Genomic DNA, 22,136 nt, shown 5'->3' with positions numbered 1-22,136 from the left:
TGCCTGTTTTCCCTACAACGAGCTTTACTTTCCCTTGAATACGGGAGGGCGGTTCTCGATGCGGGCGGCGCGGGCTTCCTGGACGTCCTCGCTGAGCCAGGCGGCGTGGAGGGCGTCGAGTTGCTCGGGAGACTGTTCCTCCATGGTGCCGTCGTCGTTGAGAACCATCTTCATGTGCCGCAACGACAGCGGTGCGAGATTGGCGATGCGGTGCGCCCATTCCTGAGCGTCGTCGAGGGTTCCGAGCTTGTTGGCGAGACCGCGCGTGAAAGCTTCCTCGGCGCCGATCTGTTCGATGCCGAGCAGAATGGTACGCGCCGGACCGCCGCCGACCAGCGACGCGAGCCGACGCATGGTCCACTTGTCCACCGAGACTCCGAGGGTGGCCGCGGGGATTCCGAAGCGAGCGGTCGGTGCCACGACGCGCAGATCCGACGCGATGGCCAGCTGGGTACCGGCGCCGATGGCCGGACCGTTGACAGCGGCAATGACGGGGATGGGCGCCGTGTCGATCGACCGGAGCATTTCGAACAAGCGGTCGGTGAAGCCCTCCATGTAGACGTCACCGGAGAGGTCCGCGCCTGCACAGAACGCCGATCCCTCACCGGTGATGACGACAACGTGCGCATGCTCGGCGACTGCCGCGTTCATCGCGTCCCGTATTGCGATGCAGAGTTCGGCGCTGAGCGCATTACGACGCTCGTGACGCTGCAACTCGATGGTCACGACGTTGCCGTCACGGGAGAACCCGATCATGTCCGCTCACTTTCGTTTCTGGAAGGCTCGACACACGGGAGTTCCGAGGCGCCGCTACCGTCCGCATACTTCTCTGCAGCTAAGTTCTGTACATCAGGAGGTTAGATTACCGATGAGTACAGACGACCTTGCCGCACAGCAACCACACCCGGTTGACGTGGTGGTGATCGGCGCCGGACAGGCCGGACTCTCCGCCGCGTACTACCTGCGCAAGTTCGGAATCGAACCCGAATCGGGGTTCGTGGTGCTCGATCATGCGTCCGGTCCGGGCGGAGCGTGGCAGTTCCGCTGGCCGAGCCTGACACTGAGCACCGTCAACGGTGTGCACGACCTCCCGGGAATGTCCTTCGCGGAAACCACCGGTACAGACGCCGAACAAGTGCCTGCATCGGTGGCGGTCCCCCATTACTTCGAACTGTACGAAAAGCAATTCGAACTTCCCGTCCACCGCCCGGTACACACACGGGTGGTGTGTCCGAGGGAAGAGCGACTGCGAATCGAAACCGACCAGGGAGTGTTCGCGGCGCGAGGCTTGATCAACGCGACGGGAACCTGGGAGCGCCCCTTCATCCCCCACTATCGCGGGGCCGAGTCCTTCCGTGGCCGACAACTCCATACGAAGGACTATCGAACCGCTGCGGAGTTCGAAGGCAAACATGTTGTGGTGGTCGGCGGCGGTATCTCGGCCGTCCAACTGCTCGACGAGATCTCACGCGTCACGACCACTACCTGGGTGACGCGGCGCGAACCCGAGTTCCGCGACGAGCCGTTCACGCCGGACATCGGCCGCGATGCGGTTGCCATGGTCGAAGATCGTGTACGACGCGGCCTGCCACCGGGATCCGTTGTCTCGGTGACCGGCCTCCCCGTGACGCCTGCCATCCGGGCAGCGCGAGAGCGTGGTGTGATGAATCGACTGCCGATGTTCTCCGAAATTCTTCCGAACGGCGTGAAGTGGGCCGACGGTACCGTCGTCGACGCCGATGTCATCTTGTGGTGCACCGGTTTTCGTAGCTCACTCGATCACCTGGCGCCGTTGCACCTGCGCGGACCGGGTGGCGGAATCCCGATGACCGGGCGCCTCGCCACGCAGGTCGAAGCCGACCCTCGCGTGCACCTGGTGGGATACGGACCGTCGTCGTCGACGATCGGAGCCAACCGCGCCGGCCAAGCGGCGGCGCGCGAACTGACCGCGTACCTGGGAATCGGCGAATGAACAGAATACTGATTCCGGGCGAAACCTGCTGGCGCATCGAGCCCGCGGATAATCTTGCCTGCATCGTCGACGCCGCTGACTACTTTCATCATGCGAAGTCCGCAATGCTGCAAGCCGAGAAGCGAATCATGTTGATCGGCTGGGACTTCGACACGCGCATCAAACTCGAACCAGGCAAGCAGACGCTCGACGGCCCCAACCGATTGGGAATGTTCCTCCGCTGGCTGGTCCGCGAGAAACCCGACCTCGAAATCCTCGTACTCAAATGGAACATCGGCGCGTTCACCGCAATTGGGCGCGGCATGACTCCCGTCTTCGTGTCCAACTGGCTGACCGACGAGCGCCTTCGGTTCGAGATCGACGGTGCCCACCCGGTTGGTGCGGCGCACCATCAGAAAATCATCGTCATCGACGACGCTCTGGCGTTCTGCGGCGGCATCGACATGACGGTGGACCGCTGGGACACCTCGGATCACGTCGACCGCAACGACTACCGGATCACACCGAGCGGGAGACGTTACGGCCCTTGGCATGACGCAACCACGGCGGTCGACGGCAATGCGGCCGCGGCCATCGGCGAATTAGCGCGGGCACGCTGGAAATCCGCAACCGGAGAGGACCTCCCACCGGTCCAGAGCACGGCGACGCCGTGGCCGGTCAATTTGGCTCCCACCTTGCGCGTCGTCGACGTGGCCATCGCCAGAACGCTGCCGGAACTCGGCGAACGCACAGAGGTACGCGAGATCGAGGCGCTCTATCTCGCGGCCATCGCCGGGGCAGAACACACGCTGTACATCGAAAGCCAATACCTCGCCTCACGCACGCTGGCCGAGGCGATTGCCGCGCGTCTACGTGAGGCCGACGGGCCGGAGATCGTTCTGGTCATTCCGCGCAATGCCGATGGATGGCTCGAACAAAAGGCGATGGACGGGGCACGCCACGACCTGCTGCATTTGCTGTGGTCGGCCGATATCCACGACCGATTCGGTGCGTTCTATCCCGTGACCTCTTCCGGCGCACCAATTTACGTGCATGCCAAGGTCCTCGTGATGGACGACCGCCTCCTGCGAATCGGGTCGTCGAACCTCAACAACCGTTCGATGGGCTTCGACACCGAGTGCGACATCGCCGTCGAATCCAACGACGACGCAGATGTCGAGTTGCGCGCCTCGATCATCGGGTTGAGGCGCCGGCTACTCAGCGAGCACCTCGACGTCACCGAGGAAGAAGTCGACGACGCGTTGGGTGAGCAGTCACTGTTGTCGACGGTTCGCGCTCTCTCGACCTCCGACGCTCGCAGTCTGCGCGAATTCGACCGGAATACAGTCGACGGCGAAGACCACGTGCTCGCTGAAAATGCACTGATGGATCCCGAGCGCACGCCGCCCAGACTGAGCGATCGAATCGAAGGATTGCGCCGCCTGCTCGGCAAACGCTGAGACTCTAGAACACGCGCACGCAGTGCCCGGCTGCCAGCGCGAGTTCGACGAGTGTTGCACCGTGAACACTCGGGACGAGCGCGATGAGAAACGTATCGCTGTCGCTGTCGAGCCAGGCAAGTGAAACGCCCGTCTCGGTGATGTTGTCGCCGACTCGAGCGAGAAGCGATTCGAGTCCGGCAGCTCGATCGAAGGCCATGGCAAGACTCTGCGCCCACTCCCACGATCCTGCCGGCGCCGACTCGAGCGCTCGTAGCTGACCGAGAACCTCGGCAGCGTCCTCGTTCCAGTCCACCCAGACCAGGAGTTTTCGGTCGTGCAACGCGTCGACGAGAGCAAACCACGCCAATTCCGGGTGCGGCTTCTCGAGCGTCTGTGAGTACAGCTCGTTCTGTACTTCGACATACCGTTCCGGATACTCGATCGCGAGCGTCACCCGGTCGATGACAACAGCGCTGTCAGGGGCGAGCAGTTCGGCGATCGCGCGCAACGCGTCGCGAGCAGGTCCACCCACTATGGCTCCAAGGTTCGATTCGGTCATCGGTGCGGTTTCCACAGTCTGACATGCGAGTGCGCCTCGTTCGGACGTGTCCTCGATGTCAGGTCCTGAGGCGGATCCCTCCGGAGATTCCCGCGCGCCGCACATCAACGAGTCGACGAGTTACCGAATCGAACAACCCGGCTATCCCATTCGCCGCACTTGTCCGTTTACCCTTTCACCTGGCCTTACAATCCGGATATAGTCGTCGGCGATCCATGAAGCCAACTGGGATGTAGCGAGCCAGCGAACAGTCTGTTACCGTTCAGCTAACTACCCCTTCTGGTCAAACCGGATTGAAGGGGTTCGGGCAATGACCCACGGGGGGTTGACGTGAAGGGGCCATGTTCCGCATGAAACACGATTCACACACGACAACCTCTTGGTGGTCGATCGGCGAATGGCGCCTGGGATGGAAGGTCATCGCCGTTCTCGCATTGCCGATGATCGTCGCCGTCGTCCTCGGCGCACTTCGAGTTCAGACAGAACTCGAAGAAGCCGCACAGCTGAGTTCCTCGTCCGAGCGTGCCCTCGCAGTGCCCGCGGCGATCAACCTCGAATCCGCACTGTACGAACTCGCCGAAGCCGCATCGGCACGCACTGACACCGGCCCGGCAACACAAGCAGTTTCGGACGCAATGGACCGACTGGTCGACGCCGCGCGCGCGTTCCAGTCCGACGGCGACCTCAACGACCAAGTGACTTCGGCGCTCGCCGAGAGCCGTTCCATCACCGAGGAGATCGCCGCCGGCGCGGTGGCTCCCGCACGCTTGGTTTCGCGGGTCGGCGAAGTCTCGCGCGCACTCTCGAGCACCTTCACCAGCGTCGTCGAGCACTCTCAGCGCCCTGTCCTGCGCGAACAAGGTGGTCGACTCTCCGCACTCTGGGAAGCGCGACGAGCGCTGGCCGAACAACGAATCCTCTTCGGCTCCGGTGATCCGGACCAGCAAGCTCGTACGTCGATGGTCAGTGCTGCCGGTGCCGAACTGGTCGCTCTGAACAACATTCTGGCCATCGACGGGAGTAACGACACCGTCCAGACCCTCAGCAACTCTGCTCAGAACCGGATCAACGCCCTCGGATCAACTCCGTCGACCTCTCCTCTGGGGAGCCGCGTCGGCGCCGATCTGAAATCCGGAAACGACCAGTACAACAGCCTGACCGACACCACCGTCACCGAGTTCGGCGACACCGTCACCGCCGAATCCAATGCAGCACGAACCGCAGCACTCCGTGACACTGCAATCGTGCTCGGCGCGGTCCTGCTGGCACTGGCCATCGCCCTCGTCATCAGCCGATCGCTCATCGATCCGATCCGCCGGTTGCGATTTGCCGCATTGCAGGCCGCACGACGCGGACTCCCCGACGCGATCGAACGAATTCGCGCAGGTGCCAGTACCGACGAACTCGACTTCGCCCGTGTCCCGATCCGCACCCACGAGGAAATCGGCGAGCTTGCACGCGCGGTGGACGACATGCACGGTCAGGCCATCACGCTTGCCGGCGAGCAGGCCACCCTGCGGCGCCAGGTCAACGACATGTTCGAAACGCTGTCGCGGCGTAACAAGTCCCTCGTCGACCAGCAACTCGGTTTGATCGAACAGTTGGAGCAGGACGAAGACGACCCGCGTCGCCTCGAGAATCTGTTCCGGCTCGACCACATCGCCGCGAGAATGCGTCGAAACGGCGACAACTTGCTGGTTCTCGCCGGAACCGATGTACGCCGCGCCAGGACCGCCCCCGTCGCTCTCGGCGATACCCTTCGCGCCGCGGTATCCGGCGTCGAGGAGTATCGACGCGTCGAACTCGGGCAGATCCCGCCCGGAGTCGTCACCGGTCATGCTGCCCCGGACGTCGTTCACCTCATCGCTGAGCTGCTCGACAATTCTCTGCGGTACTCCCCACCGGAGACCACCGTCTCCATCAACGCTGCCCGCACTATCGACGGCTCCATGATCGTCGAGATCGCAGATCTCGGTATCGGCATGTCGCCTGCCGATATCCTCGATGCCAACGAGCGCCTCGCCGCCGGCGGCGAGATGAGCGCGGATACAGCGCGTCGCATGGGTTTGTTCGTCGTGAGCCGAATCAGCCGTCGCTACAACATCTCTGTGCGCCTGCGCCCGACGGCAACGTCATCGACGCACAGCGGCATCACCGCAACGGTGCTCCTACCGACGTCGATACTCGATTCGTCTCGGGGACCCGAGATCCGCACGCCGCGAACCGGACCCGTTCCCGCGCTCGATCGGACTCCCCCTCCCACACCGCCTGCACCGTCATGGTCACAGCCCGTCCCGACCGAATCCGCACCCCCGCGGCCTGCGACCAGAAGTTTCGCTGATCTCCCGCGTCGAACGCCCGGTAACAGTACCGATCGGACCGAGACGTTCGCCCCGATCACACCGCAATCCACTCCTACGGCAACAGCGCCTTCGGGATTGCCACGTCGCACTCCGGGCACAAGTGGAGTACCGGCAGTCAGCACTTCAACTCCGACCACTGCTGCGCCCGCCACCTCGGTGTCGTCCTTCGCTCCTCTGTCCGATCCCGAGGGCACAAGCACATCGACGTCCCTTCCCGTTCGTACTCCGCCGCCGGAATTCGTCTCGCCGGCACAGGGTCCCGAGATCCCGGCGGGTCCACAACCGTCGACAACCCCGCCGCCGCGGCACCGGCTCTCAGCCCCGACGCCGACAAATACTGCGGCATTCTTCTCCTCACGCACCCGTGACGGGCTCTCTGCTCGCGCATCGGCGAGGGCTGACGGCGCGGGCGACGGCAACTCGAACGGCGTACCCTCTGCTCCGACCACGATGCCGATTTTCGCCCGGATGGTGTCGGAGTGGCTGGTGGATCCGACGGCGGAGACTTCAGCGGCTTCCACCGGCAGTTCGTGGACCACCGACGCGGATCAAGGCTGGCTGGCCGCTCGGACCTCGTTCGAGATGCCGGTCACCAAGATCGCCGATTCCGGTCTGCCCATTCGAGACCGCGGAGCCCGCCTGGTTCCTGGTGCCGTCGGCGGAGGCGGTACGGCGCAGCGCCATGCATCCAATCCGGCGGACGTCCAACGTGGTTGGAGCAGTTACCAATCCGGAGTACAACGAGGGCGTCGGCGCGCCGCCGACCATCAGCCCGATGGCGGACAGTCTTTCGAATCGTCCACGATGTTGCACAACGATGAAGGAGAACAGTGAACACTGTCGGAGCCCAAGAGACTCCCCGCGCACTCGACTGGCTGGTTTCGGCTTTTGCCCGAGACGTGCCGGGTGTGAGTCACGCGATCATCGTCTCAGCCGACGGGTTGTTGACCGCCTCGAGCACACACCTTCCGCTCGATCGGGCGGATCAATTGGCCGCTGTCACTTCCGGACTCGCCAGCCTGTCCGCGGGGGCGTCACGCCTCTTCGACGGTGGGGCCGTCATGCAGTCCGTCGTCGAGATGGAGAACGGCTACCTGCTTCTCATGGGCGTCGGTAGCGGCGCTTACCTTGCCGCCCTCGCTGTCGCCGGATGCGACATCGGCCAGATCGGTTACGAAATGGCGACTCTCGTCGATCGCGTCGGGACCACGATGGACATTGCCCCGCGAACGTCGCAGGGTATTTGAGTTCGATGCCTCACCATCAATCCGAGTACGACGACGCCGAACCCAGCTTGGTCCGGCCGTACGCGCTCACCGAAGGTCGGACCCTGCCGTCCATCGACCTCCCGCTCGAAGCGATCATCGCGACGATCGAGGACGTGGTGTCGAACAATCTTGCACCGCAGGATATTCGTGCATCGATCGTCGCACTCTGCGAGCAGCGGATCTCGATTGCCGAGATCGCTGCCCACCTCGGTGTTCCGATCGGAGTCGTGCGGGTACTGGTTGCCGACCTCGTAGTAGCCGGATCACTGGAAATACATGCCACTCTGCGAAGCGACGCATCTCGAGTCGAGCGACGCGAACTGATCGAAAGGACCCTCAGTGGACTTCGGGCACTCTGACTCATCGTCTCGCGTGAAATCGACAAAAATCGTGATCGCCGGGGGTTTCGGTGTTGGCAAGACGACGCTTGTGGGGACCGTCTCCGAAATCGTCCCCCTTCGCACGGAGGCAATGGTCACCGACGCCAGCGACGGTATCGACAATCTCGGTTCCACTCCCGACAAGAGCACCACGACGGTCGCGATGGACTTCGGGCGCATCACTCTCGCCGACGACCTGGTCCTCTATCTGTTCGGAACCCCGGGACAGCGCCGCTTCTGGTTCATGTGGGACGACTTGATCACCGGTGCGATCGGTGCGGTCATTCTGGTCGACACGCGCCGTCTGGAAGACAGCTTCGCTGCAGTCGACTTCTTCGAGGCGCGAGGGCTCCCGTTCATTGTGGCGGTCAACCGTTTCGACGGCGCACCAATCCATTCGGCGAGCGATCTCCGGCAGGCATTGGCGCTACCCAACCGCGTTCCCATGATCGAGATCGACGCCCGAAACCGCGAATCGGCCAAACGCGCGCTGATCGCCGTCACCGAGTACTCCCTCGAACGACTTGCAGCTGAAGCAGTCGTCTAGATGAATCACCAGATGCGAATCGTCGCCGAAAGGAACTGGCATGTCGGATGAAATGCACCATTTCTCGATGGGAATCTGGCTGCTCGGGCTCGCCTACGTCGTGTCCGTGGTCGGGTCGGTAGTCGGCCTGGCGTGCACCAGGCATTCAGCGTCGGCGACAACAACCGCCACACGCATGCGATGGCTCGCCATGGCTGCCCTGTCGATCGGTGGTGTCGCCATCTGGCTGATGCACTTCATCGCCATGCTCGGCTTCGCAGTCCCCGGCAGTCCCATTCGATACAACCTCGGATGGACCGTGATCTCCGCGATCATCTCAGTAGGTGCTGTTTTTGTCGGTCTGCTGATCATCGGGACCGAATTCCGCTGGACGCGGCTTCTGATCGGCGGCGTGGTGACCGGTCTCGCCGTGAACATCATGCATTACACCGGCATGCGCGCCTTGCGCTTTCAGGGTGAGATCCACTACGACCTGCTCTTCGTTGCATTGTCGGTTCTCATCGCAGTCGTCGCCGGAACCGCTGCACTGTGGTTCACCATGGTGCTCGAGTCCACGATTCTGCGTTTTGTCGCCGGAATCATCATGGGCATCGCCGTCGTCGGTATGCACTACACCGGAATGGCCGCAGTCGAGGTTGTTCACGACGCGGCAGCCCCGGCGCCGCAGGGACTCGAAGTGTTCTCATTCCTCTTCCCCGTCTTCGTTCTCGGCCTGCTGGCGTTGGCAGTTCCGATTGTCGCCGTGTTGACAGCACCCAACCGTGCGACGGCACGGATGGAATCCGCCGCCGACGACCTGGCGTTCGAAGCACGAGAGTTCGCGACCTCGAACTGAGAGGAGTACGGGGCGAGTCGATGTGAATCGACGACGCCCCGTACATTTCGGGGATGGTGGATGCCGGACACAACCCCCAGCCGTCGGCCGACGCGGCACTGGTCGTGATCGGTGGTTTGCCGGCCACCGGCAAGTCGACGATCGCGCGGGCGCTTGCTCAGCATCACAAGATCCCCTACGTGCGAATCGATACCATCGAACAGTCGCTGATCCGCAGCGGTATCGCTGATGTATCCGGGACCGCCGGATACATCACCGGGTACGCGCTCGCCGCCGAACAATTGCGACTGGGACTCTCGGTCGTGGTCGAATGCGTCAACCCAGTCGAGGCGACACGAAACGCCTGGTCAGCTACCGCACAACAGAATTCGGCGCGCTTGCTCAGTGTCGAAGTCATCTGTTCGGATCCCGACGAGCATCGCAGACGCGCAGAACGGCGAGTCGTCGACATCCCGGATCTTGTACTACCTACGTGGCAGGAAATCCTGGACCGAGACTACGAGCCGTGGACCACGGAACGGCTCGTGCTCGACACCGCAATCATGAACTCCGAGAGCGCAGTACGACGAATAACTGCCAGAATGTTCACCGAATGAGAGCTGCTCACAGGGTGAGAACGAAGAATGCACTGTTCGGATCTTCGCGGTAGTTTCCGAACGGTGGACACGGGACGAACCCGAATCTCGCATACAGTCGGCGTGCCGGATCGAAGAAGTCCTGTGTGCCGGTCTCCAATTCGAGTTGCCGGTAACCTCGTTGTCTCGACTCGTCCACGACGTGTTGAAGAAGTCGCGTACCCACGCCACGCCCTCGAGCTACCGATGAGGTTCGCATCGACTTGATCTCGCCACCGGTCGACGACCGTTCCTTGAGTGCAACACAACCGAGTAGCTCGTCACCTTCGCTCCACAGCGTCCACATGGTCACGGAGCTATCCGTCAGCCCGGTGATGTCCAGCGCGTGAACGCTGTCCGCGGGCGAGGTCGCATGCATGTCGGCGAGATGTTCGGTCAGTAGAGCACGGACCACATCCCGACTCAGGTCGTCAATTTCGATTCGCACGGATCCTCACTGTCCTCTTCGCTTCCGGCAGCATCGAATGAAAGTATGACTGGCCGTCACTTCGGCGAAGGCTTGGCCCGTACGTGGATGCGTTCTCCTTGGGGGCCGAACAGACTCAGTACCTCGACCGGGCCGCCGCCGTCACTACCGAACCAATGCGGGTTTCGGGTGTCGAATTCAGCAGCTTCACCCGTACCCATCACGATGTCGTGATCGGCCAACACCAACCGCAACCTCCCCGACAAGACGTACAGCCATTCGTAGCCGTCGTGCACTTGCGGGTCGGGGTCCGTCTGGCTTGCCGGGATGGTCATCTTGAATGCCTGCAGCCCACCGGGTTGCCGAGTCAGCGGCAATACCGTTCGCCCACTGACGCTTCGAGGCGCACTCTGGATACGTGGATCGGCGACCTGTGGTGCCGCAACCAGTTGGTCCAACGGCACTTGGTGGGCAAGCGCGATCGGAAGCAGCAACTCCAGACTGGGTCGACGCTCCCCCGCTTCGAGCCTCGACAGGGTGCTCTTCGAAATACCGGTGGACTCGGACAGCGCTGTGAGCGTGACGTTCCTCTGTGTACGAATGCGTTTGAGGCGCGCGCCGATCTGCGAGATGGCGGCATCGATGTGCGGACCGTTGACATTCATGGTGCCGAGTCTGACGACGATTCCCAGAAATGGCAACATTAGTTGCTGACGAACCTGCTCCGCGAGCAATCTGTGCTCATGCGAACACACACTGAAACAGAGATCCTCGACGCCGTGATCGTCGGCGGTGGCGCCGCCGGACTCAGTGCAGCCCTGGTGCTGGGTCGTGCTCGGCGCTCGGTCGCCGTCATCGATTCCGGCAAACCGCGCAACACACCGGCAGCACACATGCACGGCTTCCTCTCGCGAGACGGCATGGCGCCAGGTGAGTTGCTCGCCGTCGGACGCAGCGAATTACAGACGTACGGAGTCGAATTCAAACGCGACGACGTAGTCGACATCTCCTGGCGCGGTATCGAACCCGGCTTTGTCGTCGAACTGTCGGGAGGCACGACGCTCGAAACTCGCACTGTGCTGGTTGCCACCGGCCTACGGGATTCACTCCCGGAAATACCAGGAATCCAGGAGCTTTGGGGGCAAAGCGTGCTCCATTGCCCGTACTGCCATGCGTACGAGATCAGCGACCAACCGATCGGCGTTCTCGGCGGCGACGCTCGCGAGATGTCACTTCACCAGGCGTTTCTACTCCGACAGTGGTCGTCGGATGTGACGTTCTTCCCCGACAAGATCTCGCTCACCCCCGACGAACGCGCGCGACTGGCTGCCCGAGGAGTGACGGTTGCCGACGGATCGGTATCTGGATTGGTCTGCGAGAAGAGCAAACTGAAAGCCGTCGAACTCGACAACGGCCAACTGGTTGCGCGCTCAGCACTGTTCGTTGCGCCGCGTTTCGTTCCGAACGACGCACATCTGACGCGACTCGGCTGCAAAGCCAGCCCCACGGGATTCGTGGCTGTCGATCATTCCGGCGCCACCAGTGTTCCCGGTATCTGGGGCGCCGGCAACGTCGTCGACCCTCGCGCACAGGTAATCAATGCTGCGGCTGCAGGTTCAACCGCGGCGATCGCAATCAACGGATACCTGGTCGAGCAGGACGTCGAATCGGCTCTTCGCTCGACCGACCCTGAAGGTGGTTTCTCGGCGGCCATGGAGCAGGGCGTCTGCGAGATGAACGGCGGCAGCGCCCTTCACGGCATCTGACCGAAGCGTCTAGGTCGCGGGGCCGCCGTGCAACTTCTCGTAGGCGGCCTTCTCGGCGTCGTGGCGCGAGACCTTCTTCGGGTTCTCGAGGTCGGAAGGCAAACCGTGACGCTCGAGGCGACGCGACCTGTTCTGAGCCATGTAGGAGACCGAATAGAACAGCGCCAGAAGCACTCCGAGCAGCACCATCGACGCCCGCAGGGCCCACGGCCCGGGGAAGAGCATGAAGGCCGCGAAGACGGGAATGAACGGCACCATGCTGCGGATCAGGTGACGTGGCACAGCCCAGTCACCGATCAGGTCGTTTCGCACCCAGTCCTGCATCGAATCGGGTAACTTGCGCCCCACTGAATAACCCAACCACTGAAGGGGATTCGGGCTCGTGCGTTGCTTTTTGGAAGTCACGGAAGTCACCTGTTCGGTACGCATCGGTCTTGACGCAGTCGTCACGTTTCTTTCAGATGTGGTCATCACATTTCTCTCATTGGTCCAAAGCGCCGGCGCGGAGCGCGGCCTCGTTGACCCGCGTCAGAACGTTGTGAAGTTCCTCGAGTTCGGCGAGGCTGACGCCGAGCTTCGCGACAACCGCCGGCGGGATCTTCTCCGCCTCGTCACGCAGTGCCACACCGGCTTCGGTGAGGTCGACGTCGAGTTGACGTTCGTCGGCGCGGCTACGGGTTCGCGTGATCAACCCGGACGCCTCGAGTCGCTTGAGGAGCGGCGAGAGTGTCGGCGAGTCGAGCTGCAATGCCTGCCCGATTTCCTTGACCGCCATCGGCGACTTCCCCCACAGAGCAAGCATCACCAGATACTGGGGATGTGTGAGGCCCATCGGCTCGAGCAGTGGCCGGTAGACGGACAGGACTGCCCGGTTCGCGACCGCAAGTGCAAAACACACCTGCCGGTCGAGAGCCAGCGGATCGTCCATCTGCGTCTGCGGAGCCTTCGTCGTCATGAATCCGATGTTACCAGATTGATTAGTGCAGTAACTATTATCGCACTAATCAATCTGGCGATGATCGTCACTCTTCTCCAACGTCGACGTGGGTTGCCCGGTGAGGCCCACGTGCGCTTCCGCCCTCATTCGCTCCACCATGTGCGGGTAGTGCAGCTCGAACGCCGGACGCTCGCTACGGATGCGCGGCAACTCGGTGAAGTTGTGACGCGGCGGTGGGCAGGTGGTCGCCCACTCCAGCGAATTTCCGTAGCCCCACGGATCGTCGACGGTGACCACTTCGCCGTAGCGGTAACTCTTGAAAACGTTCCAGATGAACGGCAGTGTCGACGCGCCGAGCACGAACGCGAAGATCGTGGACACCGAGTTCAGCACCGTGAATCCGTCCGAGGGCAGGTAGTCGGCGTAACGACGGGGCATACCTTCGCCACCGAGCCAGTGCTGGACGAGGAAAGTGCCGTGGAAGCCGACGAACGTGGTCCAGAAGTGCCACTTGCCGAGGCGCTCGTCCATCATGCGACCGGTCATCTTCGGGAACCAGAAGTAGATACCGGCGTACGTGGCGAACACGACCGTACCGAAGACCACGTAGTGGAAGTGGGCGACAACAAAATACGTGTCGGTGACGTGGAAGTCGATCGGCGGACTCGCGAGAATGACGCCCGACAGACCACCGAAGAGGAAGGTGATCAGGAAGCCGATCGAGAACAGCATCGGCGATTCGAAGGTCAACTGTCCCTTCCACATCGTGCCGATCCAGTTGAAGATCTTCACACCTGTCGGCACGGCGATCAGGAACGTCATGAACGAGAAGTAGGGCAGGAGAACAGCACCCGTCGCATACATGTGGTGAGCCCACACCGCGATGGACAGAGCTGAGATCGCCAGTGTCGCGTAAACCAAACCGGTGTATCCGAAGATCGGCTTACGGCTGAAGACCGGGAAGATCTCCGAGACGATGCCGAAGAACGGCAGCGCGATGATGTACACCTCGGGGTGCCCGAAGAACCAGAACAGGTGCTGCCACAACAGAACTCCACCTGACGCCGGGTCGAAGATGTGTCCACCGAGATGGCGGTCGACGAACAGGCCCATGAATGCGGCGGTCAGTAGCGGGAACGCCATCAAGATCAGGATGCTGGTGATGAAGATATTCCAGGTGAAGATCGACATCCGGAACATCGTCATGCCTGGTGCGCGCAAACAGATCACCGTGGTGATCATGTTGACCGCACCGAGAATAGTGCCGAGACCGCCCACTGTCAGTCCGAAGACCCACAGGTCGGCTCCGACGCCGGGGCTGTGCACCGCACCCGACAGTGGGGTGTACGCAGTCCAACCGAAGTCGGCAGCGCCGCCCGGCGTGAGGAATCCGCCGAGTACGATCAAACCACCAAAAGTGAAGAGCCAGAAGCCGAATGCGTTCAAGCGCGGGAAGGCCACGTCCGGGGCACCGATTTGCAGCGGAAGTATGTAGTTCGCGAAGCCGAAAACGACGGGCGTCGCGTACAGCAGCAACATGATCGTGCCGTGCATGGTGAACAACTGATTGAACTGCTCGTTCGAGAGGAACTGCATCCCGGGGACAGCCAGTTCCGCACGCATGAACAGGGCCATCAGGCCGCCGATCAAGAAGAACACGAAAGCCGTGATCATGTACATGATCCCGATCTTCTTGTGATCGGTGGTCTTGATCATGTCGAACATCCACGACCCCTTGGGATCACGACGCTTCGGGTACGGCCGCTCCGGAATCGGCTCCAGCTCTCCGGTCCGCTCGTCCGGCACCGTTGTTGTCATGCTCGCGCGTCCTCTTTCGTGCTCGATACCGCCCTCAAGAACTTTCCGCACGACCATATCGCATGTTAATAGTTAATGCACAAACTAAGTTTGGTCGACGTGGACATCAATCGAAAACCGAACGTACGCAACCTTTTGCAGATTTCGGTGAGATAAAGTCAGGCGGCGGAATAGGTCAAGGGTCCGCCGCGTTGAACAAACCCGTGACTCTTCCCGACACATCGACAGCACCCGAGGCCCCCGCGTTGCGCGGCCTCTTCGAGCCTTTCGAGGTCAAATCACTCTCGTTGCGCAACCGTTTTGCGATGGCCCCGATGACTCGCGCCTTCTCTCCTGACGGAATCCCCGGCGCCGACGTGGCCGAGTACTACCGTCGTCGCGCAGCGGGCGGGGTCGGCCTGATCATCACGGAAGGCACCTATATCCCGGACCCGGCAGCCGGCCCGCACACCCGCGTACCGCGCATCTACGGTGATTCGAGCCTGGGCGGCTGGAAGTCGGTAGTGGACGCCGTGCACGCCGAGGGTGGATCGATCATTCCTCAGCTGTGGCACCTCGGAGTCGAGCGCGGCGAAAACTCGCGTCTGAACCCCGAGGTCGAAACCGTCAGCCCCTCCGGCCTGGCGCTGGACGGCACCCGTCTGGGACGAGAATTCACCACCTCGGATCTCGACACCTTGAAGCAGTCGTGGGTCGACGCCGCACTCAACGCGAAGAACACCGGTTTCGACGGTCTCGAGTTGCACGGAGCGCACGGCTACCTGCTCGACGAATTCCTGTGGGCCGGAACCAATGTCCGCACCGATGAATACGGCGGATCACTGGAAGCCCGCACCCGTTTCCCGGCCGAGGTCGTCGCCGCAATCCGAGAGGCTGTCGGAAACGAGTTCGCGATCGTCTACCGATTCTCGCAGTGGAAGTCCGGCCACTACGACGCTCGTATCGCCCAGAGCCCGGCTGAACTCGGCCGCATCCTCACTCCCCTGGTCGACGCCGGCGTCGACGTTCTGCATCCGTCGACGAGGCGCCACTGGGAACCGGCGTTCGCTGAACTCGACGGTGAAGACGGCAAGCTCGGCCTCGCCGGCTGGACGAAGAAGCTGACCGGGTTGCCGACCATCACCGTCGGCTCGGTCGGACTCGACTCCGTGTTCACGACGGCATTCACCGGCGACGCCGCATCGGCTGTCACGGGGCTGGAGCGTCTCGAAGCTCAGTACGATAGGGGTGAATTCGACATGGTTGCCATCGGACGCGCGCTGCTCGCCGATCCCGAGTGGGTCGAGAAGCTCCGCACCGGACGCGCGGACGAGCACATCGCATTCACTGCAGAACATCGCACGCACCTGAACTGACCTCGCACGACAGAACGGCACTCCCGCGATTGCGGGAGTGCCGTTCGTGGGTCTACCGGAAGTTCTAGCTGCCGAGCGTGACCGGGTCGGGGCCGATGCGGCCGGCCGGGTCGTCGAGAGCACCGATCGCGTTGATCTGTTCCGGCGTCAGTTCGAATCCGAAGACATCGAAGTTTGCGGCGATACGTTCGGGGGTCACCGACTTCGGAATCACCACGTTTCCGATCTGCAGGTGCCAGCGAATGATCACCTGAGCCGCGGTGACGCCATGAGCGTAGGCGATAGCGGTGATGACGGGGTCACCGAGAACAGTTCCCTGGCCGAGCGGGCTCCACGCTTCCGTCGCGATTCCCTTGCCGGTGTGGAAGGCGCGCAGTTCGGCTTGGTTGAACTTGGGGTGAAGCTCGATCTGGTTGAGGACCGGCACCTCACCGGTTTCACCGATGACACGCTCGAGGTTCTCGATGGTGAAGTTGGAGACGCCGATGGATCGAACCCGTCCGTCCGCCTTGAGCTTCTGGAATGCCTTGAAGGTCTCGACGTACAGGTCCTTGGACGGAACCGGCCAGTGGATCAGGTACAGATCGAGGTAGTCGAGACCCAACTTGTCGAGGCTGGCGTCGAAGGCGGCAAGCGTCGAGTCGTAGCCCTGATCGTCGTTCCACAGTTTTGTCGTGATGTACAGGTCTTCGCGGGCGATGCCGGATTCGGCGATCGCGCGGCCGACGCCCACCTCGTTGCCGTAGATCTTGGCGGTGTCGATACTGCGGTAGCCGGTCTTCAGGGCGGTGGAGACGACTTCCTGCGTCTCGTCGTCCGGAACCTGGAACACACCGAATCCCAGTGCGGGGATCGTCTTACCGTCGTTCAGAACAATGGTCGGTACAGAGGTCACATCGTTGGTCTCGGTCATATGTGGATCCAACGCATGGGCGCCAGGAGGCATTCCCCACCGAACCTCCTCTTCGCACCCTTGTCGCACCCGAAATGCCGGTCTACCTTGGAATACAAGTAATCGAATCGCCTCGAGAAAAGAGAGAGCGATGAATCTCGGATATCGCCTCGCCTACAAGGTCGGCGTCACTCCATGGGAGCACACCGGTCACGGCTTCGACGCTCAACTGTCCGGCCTTCTGGATGCGATTCCCCTCCCGGACGGTGGCCGTGCACTCGATATCGGTTGCGGCACCGGACGCCATTCCATCGAGCTGGCGCAACGCGGGTGGCACGTCACCGGCGTCGACGCCGAACAGGAACCGCTGGACAAAGCGCGCATTCACGCGCGTGAAGCACACGTCGACGTCCGGTTCCTCCACGAGGACGCGGCAGACCTGCACATTGCTGTCGACGGCGGGCACATGCTGGTGCTCGACATCGGCTGTTTTCACGGGCTCACCGATCATCAACGACGCGACTACGGGAGGTCGGTCAACGCGATCACCGCACCCGGGGCGTCCATGGTGATGTTCGCATTCGGGCCAGGTCACCGTTGGCCGATGCCACATGGCGTCTCCGAGGAGGACGTCATGCGAGTATTCGACGGTTGGTCGATGGCCTCGAGTACGGCCGCCGACGTGAGTGAATCGCCACTTCCGGTCCGTGCGGCACATCCGTGCTGGTACCACCTGGTCCGTGACTGACTGCTGTGCGCCTTTATTAACCGCCCGCGGTTAATAAAGGCGCACAGCACCGATTAACACAGGCGCACAGCGCCGGGGATACTTCTCAGGTGACTGCAACACTGCGCATCAGCGGCCTCTCTGCCTCCCGGGGAGAACGCACTCTGTTCTCCGACCTCGATCTCACCGTCGCGCCCGGCGACGTCATCGGCCTCGTCGGCGCGAACGGCGCCGGCAAGTCGACGCTTCTCACTGCACTGGCGGGAATCGGAACTGCCGACGTCGAAGGTTCGATCATCCTCAGCCCGCCAGACGCTGCGGTGGGTTATCTCGCACAGGAACCCGACCGCATCGAGGGCGAGACCGTCCTCGAGTTCCTCGGCCGACGCACCGGCGTCGCGCACGCCGAGGCGGTCATGAACGCCGCGGCCGAAACCCTGGCTGAAGCGGAGGAGGATCTGTACTCTCCGGCTCTCGAACGCTGGCTCGCTCTCGGCGGCGCCGATCTGTTCGAGCGCGCCGAGAAGGTGGTCGAAGAACTCGGGCTCGGAGTTCCGCTCGAAGCTCACATGACGGCACTGTCCGGCGGTCAGGCCGCACGCGCCGGGCTCGCGTCGCTGTTGCTCTCGCGCTACGACATTCTCCTGTTGGACGAACCCACCAACGATCTCGACCTGCGGGGTCTCGAGCAGTTGGAGCGATTTGTCGCCGAGACCCGAGCGGCGCTGGTTGTCGTGAGCCACGATCGCGAGTTCCTCTCGCGCACCGTCACGGGGATCGTGGAACTCGATCTGGCACAACAGGACATCGCCGTCTACGACGGCGGCTACGAGTCGTACCTCGCCGAACGCGAGATCGCCCGCCAGCACGCACGCGAGGCGTTCGAGGAATACGCAGGCACCCGCTCCGATCTCGAAGATCGCGCACAGATGCAGCGCAACTGGATGGAACACGGCGTCCGCAATGCGCGTCGTAAGGCCAAGGACAACGACAAGATCGGACGCGGATTGCGGACCGAGTCGACGGAGAAGCAAGCCGCGAAGGCACGCCAGACCCAACGTCGCATCGAGCGACTCGAAGTGGTCGAGGAACCGCGCAAGGAGTGGGAACTTCGCATGGAGATCGCGGCGGCTCCGCGGTCCGGATCCGTTGTCGCAACCACGAATGGTGCCAAGGTAACGCGCGGTCAGTTCACGTTCGGTCCGGTCACGACACAGATCGACTGGGGCGATCGAATCCTCGTCACGGGCGCGAACGGGGCAGGCAAGACCACCCTCCTGAACGTTTTGCTCGGCAAACTGGTCCCAGACGAGGGCATCGCGTCCTTGGGTTCCGGTGTCGCGATCGGTGAGATCGATCAGGCGCGTGGATTGTTCGAAGGTGATCAACCAGTCGTCGAGGCCTTCGGCGCTCAGGTTCCGGACTGGCCCGATGCCGATGTCCGTACTCTGCTCGCCAAGTTCGGCCTGCGCGGACACCACGTACTCAGATCTGCCGCTTCCCTGTCCCCCGGCGAAAGAACAAGGGCTGCACTTGCTTTGCTCCAAGCTCGCGGCGTGAACCTACTGGTACTGGACGAGCCGACGAACCATCTCGACCTTCCGGCGATCGAACAGCTCGAGCAGGCGATGGAATCCTTCGAGGGAACCCTCCTCCTGGTCACTCACGATCGACGCATGCTGCAGTCCACCCGAAGCACGCGCCGGTGGCGAATGGAGAACGGACAGCTCTTCGAGGAATAGCTAACCGACTCTGCTTGCGCAGACAACCCGCGTGTGCAACTATTTATCAGGCGCACGCAATAGTTGCATGCGCGGCATAGGTGGTCACGGGCGACACGATCGCCCTTCGAACCGCCACACCCAGTCTTGAAAGGCGCTCTTCAATGTTGTCGATCCCCGACCGCACACTGACTCACGGAACCACCGGCGAACCGATCACCATCCCGCAACTCGGGTACGGCGTTTTCCAGGTACCGGACGCACAGACCGAAGAGGTCACTGCCACCGCTCTCGAGATCGGCTACCGCCACATCGACACGGCCGCAATCTACGGAAACGAAGCCGGTGTCGGCCGCGCCATCGCTAGTTCGGGTGTTCCGAGGTCAGAGCTTTTTGTCACCACCAAGTTGTGGAATGACGATCAGGGCCACGACCGAGCGCTCGCCGCGTTCGACACGAGCCTCGACAAGCTCGGCATCGACTTCGTCGACCTGTATCTGATCCACTGGCCGGCACCGGCAAAGGGCCTGTTCGTGGAGACGTGGGCCGCTTTCGAGGAGATCCTCGCCTCCGGCCGTGCCCGTGCGATCGGCGTGTCCAACTTCCTGCCCGAGCACCTCGAACTGCTGGCCGAGCACAGCTCGATCACCCCGGCCGTCAACCAGATCGAATTGCACCCCAGACTGCAACAGCACGCGTCACGGGAATACGCGCGAAGTCGCGGCATCGAAATCGAGGCATGGAGCCCACTGGGACAGGGAACTATCCTCGACGACCCGACCATCGGGAAAATCGCTGCAGCACACGGAAAGAGCCCAGCGCAGATCATTCTGCGCTGGCATCTCGAACAGGGACACACCGTTCTGTCGAAGTCGGTGACACCTGCCCGCATGCGCGACAACGCCGCAATCTTCGACTTCGCACTCGATACCGACGAGTCAGCTGCCATCGCAGCGCTGAACACCGACAGCCGTGTCGGACCCGATCCAGTCGAATTGAACTGAATCGAAACGGCTTCAGGAATTTTCGTGGGGAGTCAACGTCAGCAGCACGGAATCGACGGACTGCTCGGCCAGGAGCGCGTCCAACGGTAAGTGACGGAACAACGCTCGGTAATAGATCGGCGACGCCAGGGCATCCAGGACGAAGTCCAGGTCGAAGTCGCTCCGAATGTCGCCGCGTAGCCGCGCCGATTCCAGCACTGCCGCAGTGGAATCGCGTCGTGGCTGAAAGAATGCCGACTGGAAATCCCGCGCCAATTCCGGGTCCGCCGCCAGATCCGCAACCAACGCGGGCAGGATCCGCCCAACTACCGTTTCGCTCAGCCCCACAACCAATGTCGTGATGCCGGCGACCAGGTCTGCCCTGAGATCGCCGGTGTCCGGCGTTGGATCAGTACCGATGTGCGCCACGACGACGTCGACCACCAGATGCCGCTTCGACGGCCATCTCCGGTAGATGGCGGGTCGATGCACGCCGGCTCTCGTCGCCACCGAACCGATTGACAGCTCCGCATAACCGTTCTCCCCCAACAACTCCAGGGTTGCCGCCAGTACGGCGTCGTCGATCCGCTCGTCGCGGGCGCGCACCATCTACAGCACCGGTCGCGGCATGAGCACCAGACGCCAGCCGTCGGGATCTTCGAAAGTCATCCCCGCATTCTCCTCCCAGTACGGATTCTCGGCGCCAACGGGTTCGTGCCCTGCTTCACCCAACCGCTGAACTACCTCGTACATCGCCGACTCGCCGGCGAAGTAGAGCACCAACAGGTTGTCCTGCGTCGGCGCCGGGCACGGGCTTCCGTCTTCGTGGGTCGTGAATTCGAGGTGATAGTTCGAATCCGGCAGCCCCAGCATGATTCCGTCGTACCCGGCATGACCGGAGAACCGGTAGAGCTCTGGCAATCCCAGACAGTCGCGATAGAACGCAATCACGTCGTCGAGCCTGTTAGTGGGTCGCGCTATGCGCACTTGCACTACTGCGAGGTCGTTCGGCCAAGTTGTCATTCCCAAACAGTACAGTACGTACCGTAATGTTTCGAGAAGGTAGCCGCCAGCCTCCCGACGGCAGCTCGCTGCAACTACAAGCGATCATTCTCCGGAAACGCCGCTTTGGGCATGAACGTCGGCCTGGCGAACAGAACAGAGAGATTGGTGGGCTGCGACTCCACCGGGCGATCGGACCGATACAGCAAGGCCTGCTGCGGGGTACTCACCCATTCACTGGCGAAAATCTCACCGATACGGCCCACCGGCACGTGCGATCCATCCTCGAGTCGAACGGTGACGTCTGCCCCGGCGTCCGACTGGCCGTACACGACCCACCACGATTCACCCTCAACGTCCCCTGGAGTGTGCTGACCGATACCGATGACGGCACCTTTTTCCATCGCATCGCGCCAGACCACTTCACGTCCTTGCGGTCCCACGCTGTAACTACCGTCCTCGCGCACCTGCACGACGAGACAGGACTTCTCGAGCACCAACTTTTCGACCACCATGCGACGCCCCTTCTGTTGCCCGAACCCTATCCGC

24 protein-coding genes are annotated in these 22,136 nt (G+C 62.3%); 13 read left to right on the top strand and 11 right to left on the bottom strand.

The window, feature by feature from the left end; all coding sequences use genetic code 11:
* Positions 1-24 precede the first annotated feature (24 nt).
* Positions 25-756, bottom strand: a complete 732-nt coding sequence (locus tag AC2ETI_RS09235) for an enoyl-CoA hydratase (protein WP_019744845.1) — start codon at positions 754-756, stop codon at positions 25-27.
* Between the two features lie 112 nt (positions 757-868).
* On the opposite strand from AC2ETI_RS09235, the gene AC2ETI_RS09230 reads away from it, so the two are divergent.
* Both AC2ETI_RS09230 and AC2ETI_RS09225 read left to right on the top strand, forming a co-directional pair.
* The gene (locus tag AC2ETI_RS09230; protein WP_029255983.1) at positions 869-1,972 is read left to right on the top strand and encodes an NAD(P)-binding domain-containing protein; all 1,104 of its coding nucleotides are present in this window, start codon (positions 869-871) and stop codon (positions 1,970-1,972) included.
* Positions 1,969-3,411: a phospholipase D-like domain-containing protein gene (locus AC2ETI_RS09225; RefSeq protein ID WP_069146435.1), complete on the top strand. Its 1,443-nt coding sequence runs from the start codon at positions 1,969-1,971 to the stop codon at positions 3,409-3,411. Before AC2ETI_RS09230 ends, AC2ETI_RS09225 begins: the two co-directional genes overlap by 4 nt.
* Before the next feature lie 4 nt (positions 3,412-3,415).
* Here the strand turns inward: AC2ETI_RS09225 and AC2ETI_RS09220 are convergent, their stop codons facing one another.
* Positions 3,416-3,952: a DUF6630 family protein gene (locus AC2ETI_RS09220; protein WP_252858495.1), complete on the bottom strand. Its 537-nt coding sequence runs from the start codon at positions 3,950-3,952 to the stop codon at positions 3,416-3,418.
* Between the two features lie 350 nt (positions 3,953-4,302).
* Here AC2ETI_RS09220 and AC2ETI_RS09215 point away from each other — a divergent pair, with 350 nt between their 5' ends.
* From AC2ETI_RS09215 to AC2ETI_RS09190, 6 genes are read left to right on the top strand one after another with little or no spacing between them, the layout of a single operon-like run.
* Positions 4,303-7,149, top strand: coding sequence for a HAMP domain-containing sensor histidine kinase (locus tag AC2ETI_RS09215; RefSeq protein ID WP_483633810.1), 2,847 nt, complete (start codon positions 4,303-4,305; stop codon positions 7,147-7,149).
* Positions 7,146-7,562 (top strand): roadblock/LC7 domain-containing protein, encoded by a 417-nt coding sequence (locus AC2ETI_RS09210; protein ID WP_003940329.1) that lies wholly within the window; start codon positions 7,146-7,148, stop codon positions 7,560-7,562. Before AC2ETI_RS09215 ends, AC2ETI_RS09210 begins: the two co-directional genes overlap by 4 nt.
* Positions 7,563-7,567: 5 nt before the next feature.
* Complete coding sequence (locus tag AC2ETI_RS09205) at positions 7,568-7,942, top strand: DUF742 domain-containing protein (RefSeq protein WP_019744850.1); 375 nt, start codon at positions 7,568-7,570, stop codon at positions 7,940-7,942.
* On the top strand, positions 7,923-8,510 hold the full coding sequence (locus tag AC2ETI_RS09200) for a GTP-binding protein (RefSeq protein WP_003940118.1): 588 nt from the start codon (positions 7,923-7,925) through the stop codon (positions 8,508-8,510). The genes AC2ETI_RS09205 and AC2ETI_RS09200 overlap by 20 nt, the downstream gene beginning before the upstream one ends.
* Positions 8,511-8,550: 40 nt before the next feature.
* Positions 8,551-9,345 carry an MHYT domain-containing protein gene (locus tag AC2ETI_RS09195; protein ID WP_019744851.1) on the top strand — a complete coding sequence of 265 codons (795 nt, stop codon included), beginning with the start codon at positions 8,551-8,553 and terminating at the stop codon, positions 9,343-9,345.
* Positions 9,346-9,398: 53 nt separating this feature from the next.
* Positions 9,399-9,941 carry a P-loop nucleotide/nucleoside kinase family protein gene (locus tag AC2ETI_RS09190; protein ID WP_483633809.1) on the top strand — a complete coding sequence of 181 codons (543 nt, stop codon included), beginning with the start codon at positions 9,399-9,401 and terminating at the stop codon, positions 9,939-9,941.
* Positions 9,942-9,948: 7 nt separating this feature from the next.
* Here AC2ETI_RS09190 and AC2ETI_RS09185 read toward each other — a convergent pair whose 3' ends face one another.
* Both AC2ETI_RS09185 and AC2ETI_RS09180 read right to left on the bottom strand, forming a co-directional pair.
* The gene (locus tag AC2ETI_RS09185) at positions 9,949-10,407 is read right to left on the bottom strand and encodes a GNAT family N-acetyltransferase (RefSeq protein WP_020970438.1); all 459 of its coding nucleotides are present in this window, start codon (positions 10,405-10,407) and stop codon (positions 9,949-9,951) included.
* Between the two features lie 56 nt (positions 10,408-10,463).
* Positions 10,464-11,090 carry a helix-turn-helix domain-containing protein gene (locus AC2ETI_RS09180; protein ID WP_019744854.1) on the bottom strand — a complete coding sequence of 209 codons (627 nt, stop codon included), beginning with the start codon at positions 11,088-11,090 and terminating at the stop codon, positions 10,464-10,466.
* A 33-nt stretch (positions 11,091-11,123) separates the two neighbouring features.
* Between AC2ETI_RS09180 and AC2ETI_RS09175 the strand changes: the two genes are divergently transcribed.
* A complete protein-coding gene (locus AC2ETI_RS09175; RefSeq protein ID WP_069146491.1) occupies positions 11,124-12,152 on the top strand; it encodes an NAD(P)/FAD-dependent oxidoreductase in 1,029 nt (342 codons plus the stop codon).
* A gap of 9 nt (positions 12,153-12,161) precedes the next feature.
* Here the strand turns inward: AC2ETI_RS09175 and AC2ETI_RS09170 are convergent, their stop codons facing one another.
* The 3 genes from AC2ETI_RS09170 to ctaD are packed head-to-tail and all read right to left on the bottom strand — an operon-like array spanning position 12,162 to position 14,907.
* Positions 12,162-12,581 (bottom strand): DUF5313 family protein, encoded by a 420-nt coding sequence (locus tag AC2ETI_RS09170; protein WP_044479364.1) that lies wholly within the window; start codon positions 12,579-12,581, stop codon positions 12,162-12,164.
* Between the two features lie 52 nt (positions 12,582-12,633).
* Positions 12,634-13,107, bottom strand: coding sequence for a MarR family winged helix-turn-helix transcriptional regulator (locus tag AC2ETI_RS09165; RefSeq protein ID WP_019744857.1), 474 nt, complete (start codon positions 13,105-13,107; stop codon positions 12,634-12,636).
* A 45-nt stretch (positions 13,108-13,152) separates the two neighbouring features.
* A complete protein-coding gene (ctaD, locus tag AC2ETI_RS09160) occupies positions 13,153-14,907 on the bottom strand; it encodes an aa3-type cytochrome oxidase subunit I (protein WP_448277638.1) in 1,755 nt (584 codons plus the stop codon).
* Between the two features lie 203 nt (positions 14,908-15,110).
* Between ctaD and AC2ETI_RS09155 the strand changes: the two genes are divergently transcribed.
* Positions 15,111-16,262 (top strand): NADH:flavin oxidoreductase, encoded by a 1,152-nt coding sequence (locus tag AC2ETI_RS09155; protein ID WP_020908734.1) that lies wholly within the window; start codon positions 15,111-15,113, stop codon positions 16,260-16,262.
* Between the two features lie 64 nt (positions 16,263-16,326).
* On the opposite strand, the gene AC2ETI_RS09150 is transcribed toward AC2ETI_RS09155, so the two are convergent.
* Positions 16,327-17,175, bottom strand: a complete 849-nt coding sequence (locus AC2ETI_RS09150) for an aldo/keto reductase (protein WP_483633808.1) — start codon at positions 17,173-17,175, stop codon at positions 16,327-16,329.
* 130 nt (positions 17,176-17,305) lie between these two features.
* On the opposite strand from AC2ETI_RS09150, the gene AC2ETI_RS09145 reads away from it, so the two are divergent.
* From AC2ETI_RS09145 to AC2ETI_RS09135, 3 genes are all read left to right on the top strand, one after another.
* On the top strand, positions 17,306-17,902 hold the full coding sequence (locus tag AC2ETI_RS09145) for a class I SAM-dependent methyltransferase (RefSeq protein ID WP_080909129.1): 597 nt from the start codon (positions 17,306-17,308) through the stop codon (positions 17,900-17,902).
* An 89-nt stretch (positions 17,903-17,991) separates the two neighbouring features.
* Complete coding sequence (locus AC2ETI_RS09140) at positions 17,992-19,623, top strand: ABC-F family ATP-binding cassette domain-containing protein (protein ID WP_020970444.1); 1,632 nt, start codon at positions 17,992-17,994, stop codon at positions 19,621-19,623.
* Positions 19,624-19,766: 143 nt separating this feature from the next.
* Positions 19,767-20,606, top strand: a complete 840-nt coding sequence (locus tag AC2ETI_RS09135; protein ID WP_483633807.1) for an aldo/keto reductase — start codon at positions 19,767-19,769, stop codon at positions 20,604-20,606.
* Positions 20,607-20,618: 12 nt separating this feature from the next.
* Here the strand turns inward: AC2ETI_RS09135 and AC2ETI_RS09130 are convergent, their stop codons facing one another.
* The 3 genes from AC2ETI_RS09130 to AC2ETI_RS09120 form a co-directional block, all read right to left on the bottom strand.
* The gene (locus AC2ETI_RS09130; RefSeq protein ID WP_007733408.1) at positions 20,619-21,194 is read right to left on the bottom strand and encodes a TetR/AcrR family transcriptional regulator; all 576 of its coding nucleotides are present in this window, start codon (positions 21,192-21,194) and stop codon (positions 20,619-20,621) included.
* Positions 21,195-21,608, bottom strand: coding sequence for a VOC family protein (locus AC2ETI_RS09125; RefSeq protein WP_483633806.1), 414 nt, complete (start codon positions 21,606-21,608; stop codon positions 21,195-21,197).
* 74 nt (positions 21,609-21,682) lie between these two features.
* Positions 21,683-22,102, bottom strand: coding sequence for a hypothetical protein (locus AC2ETI_RS09120; protein ID WP_021345236.1), 420 nt, complete (start codon positions 22,100-22,102; stop codon positions 21,683-21,685).
* Positions 22,103-22,136: the final 34 nt, after the last annotated feature.

The sequence above is a fragment of the Rhodococcus sp. MurmanLake-1 genome (assembly GCF_056945715.1).
Note: the sequence above shows the minus strand (reverse complement) of the source record. Positions and strands in the feature narration are given on the sequence as shown.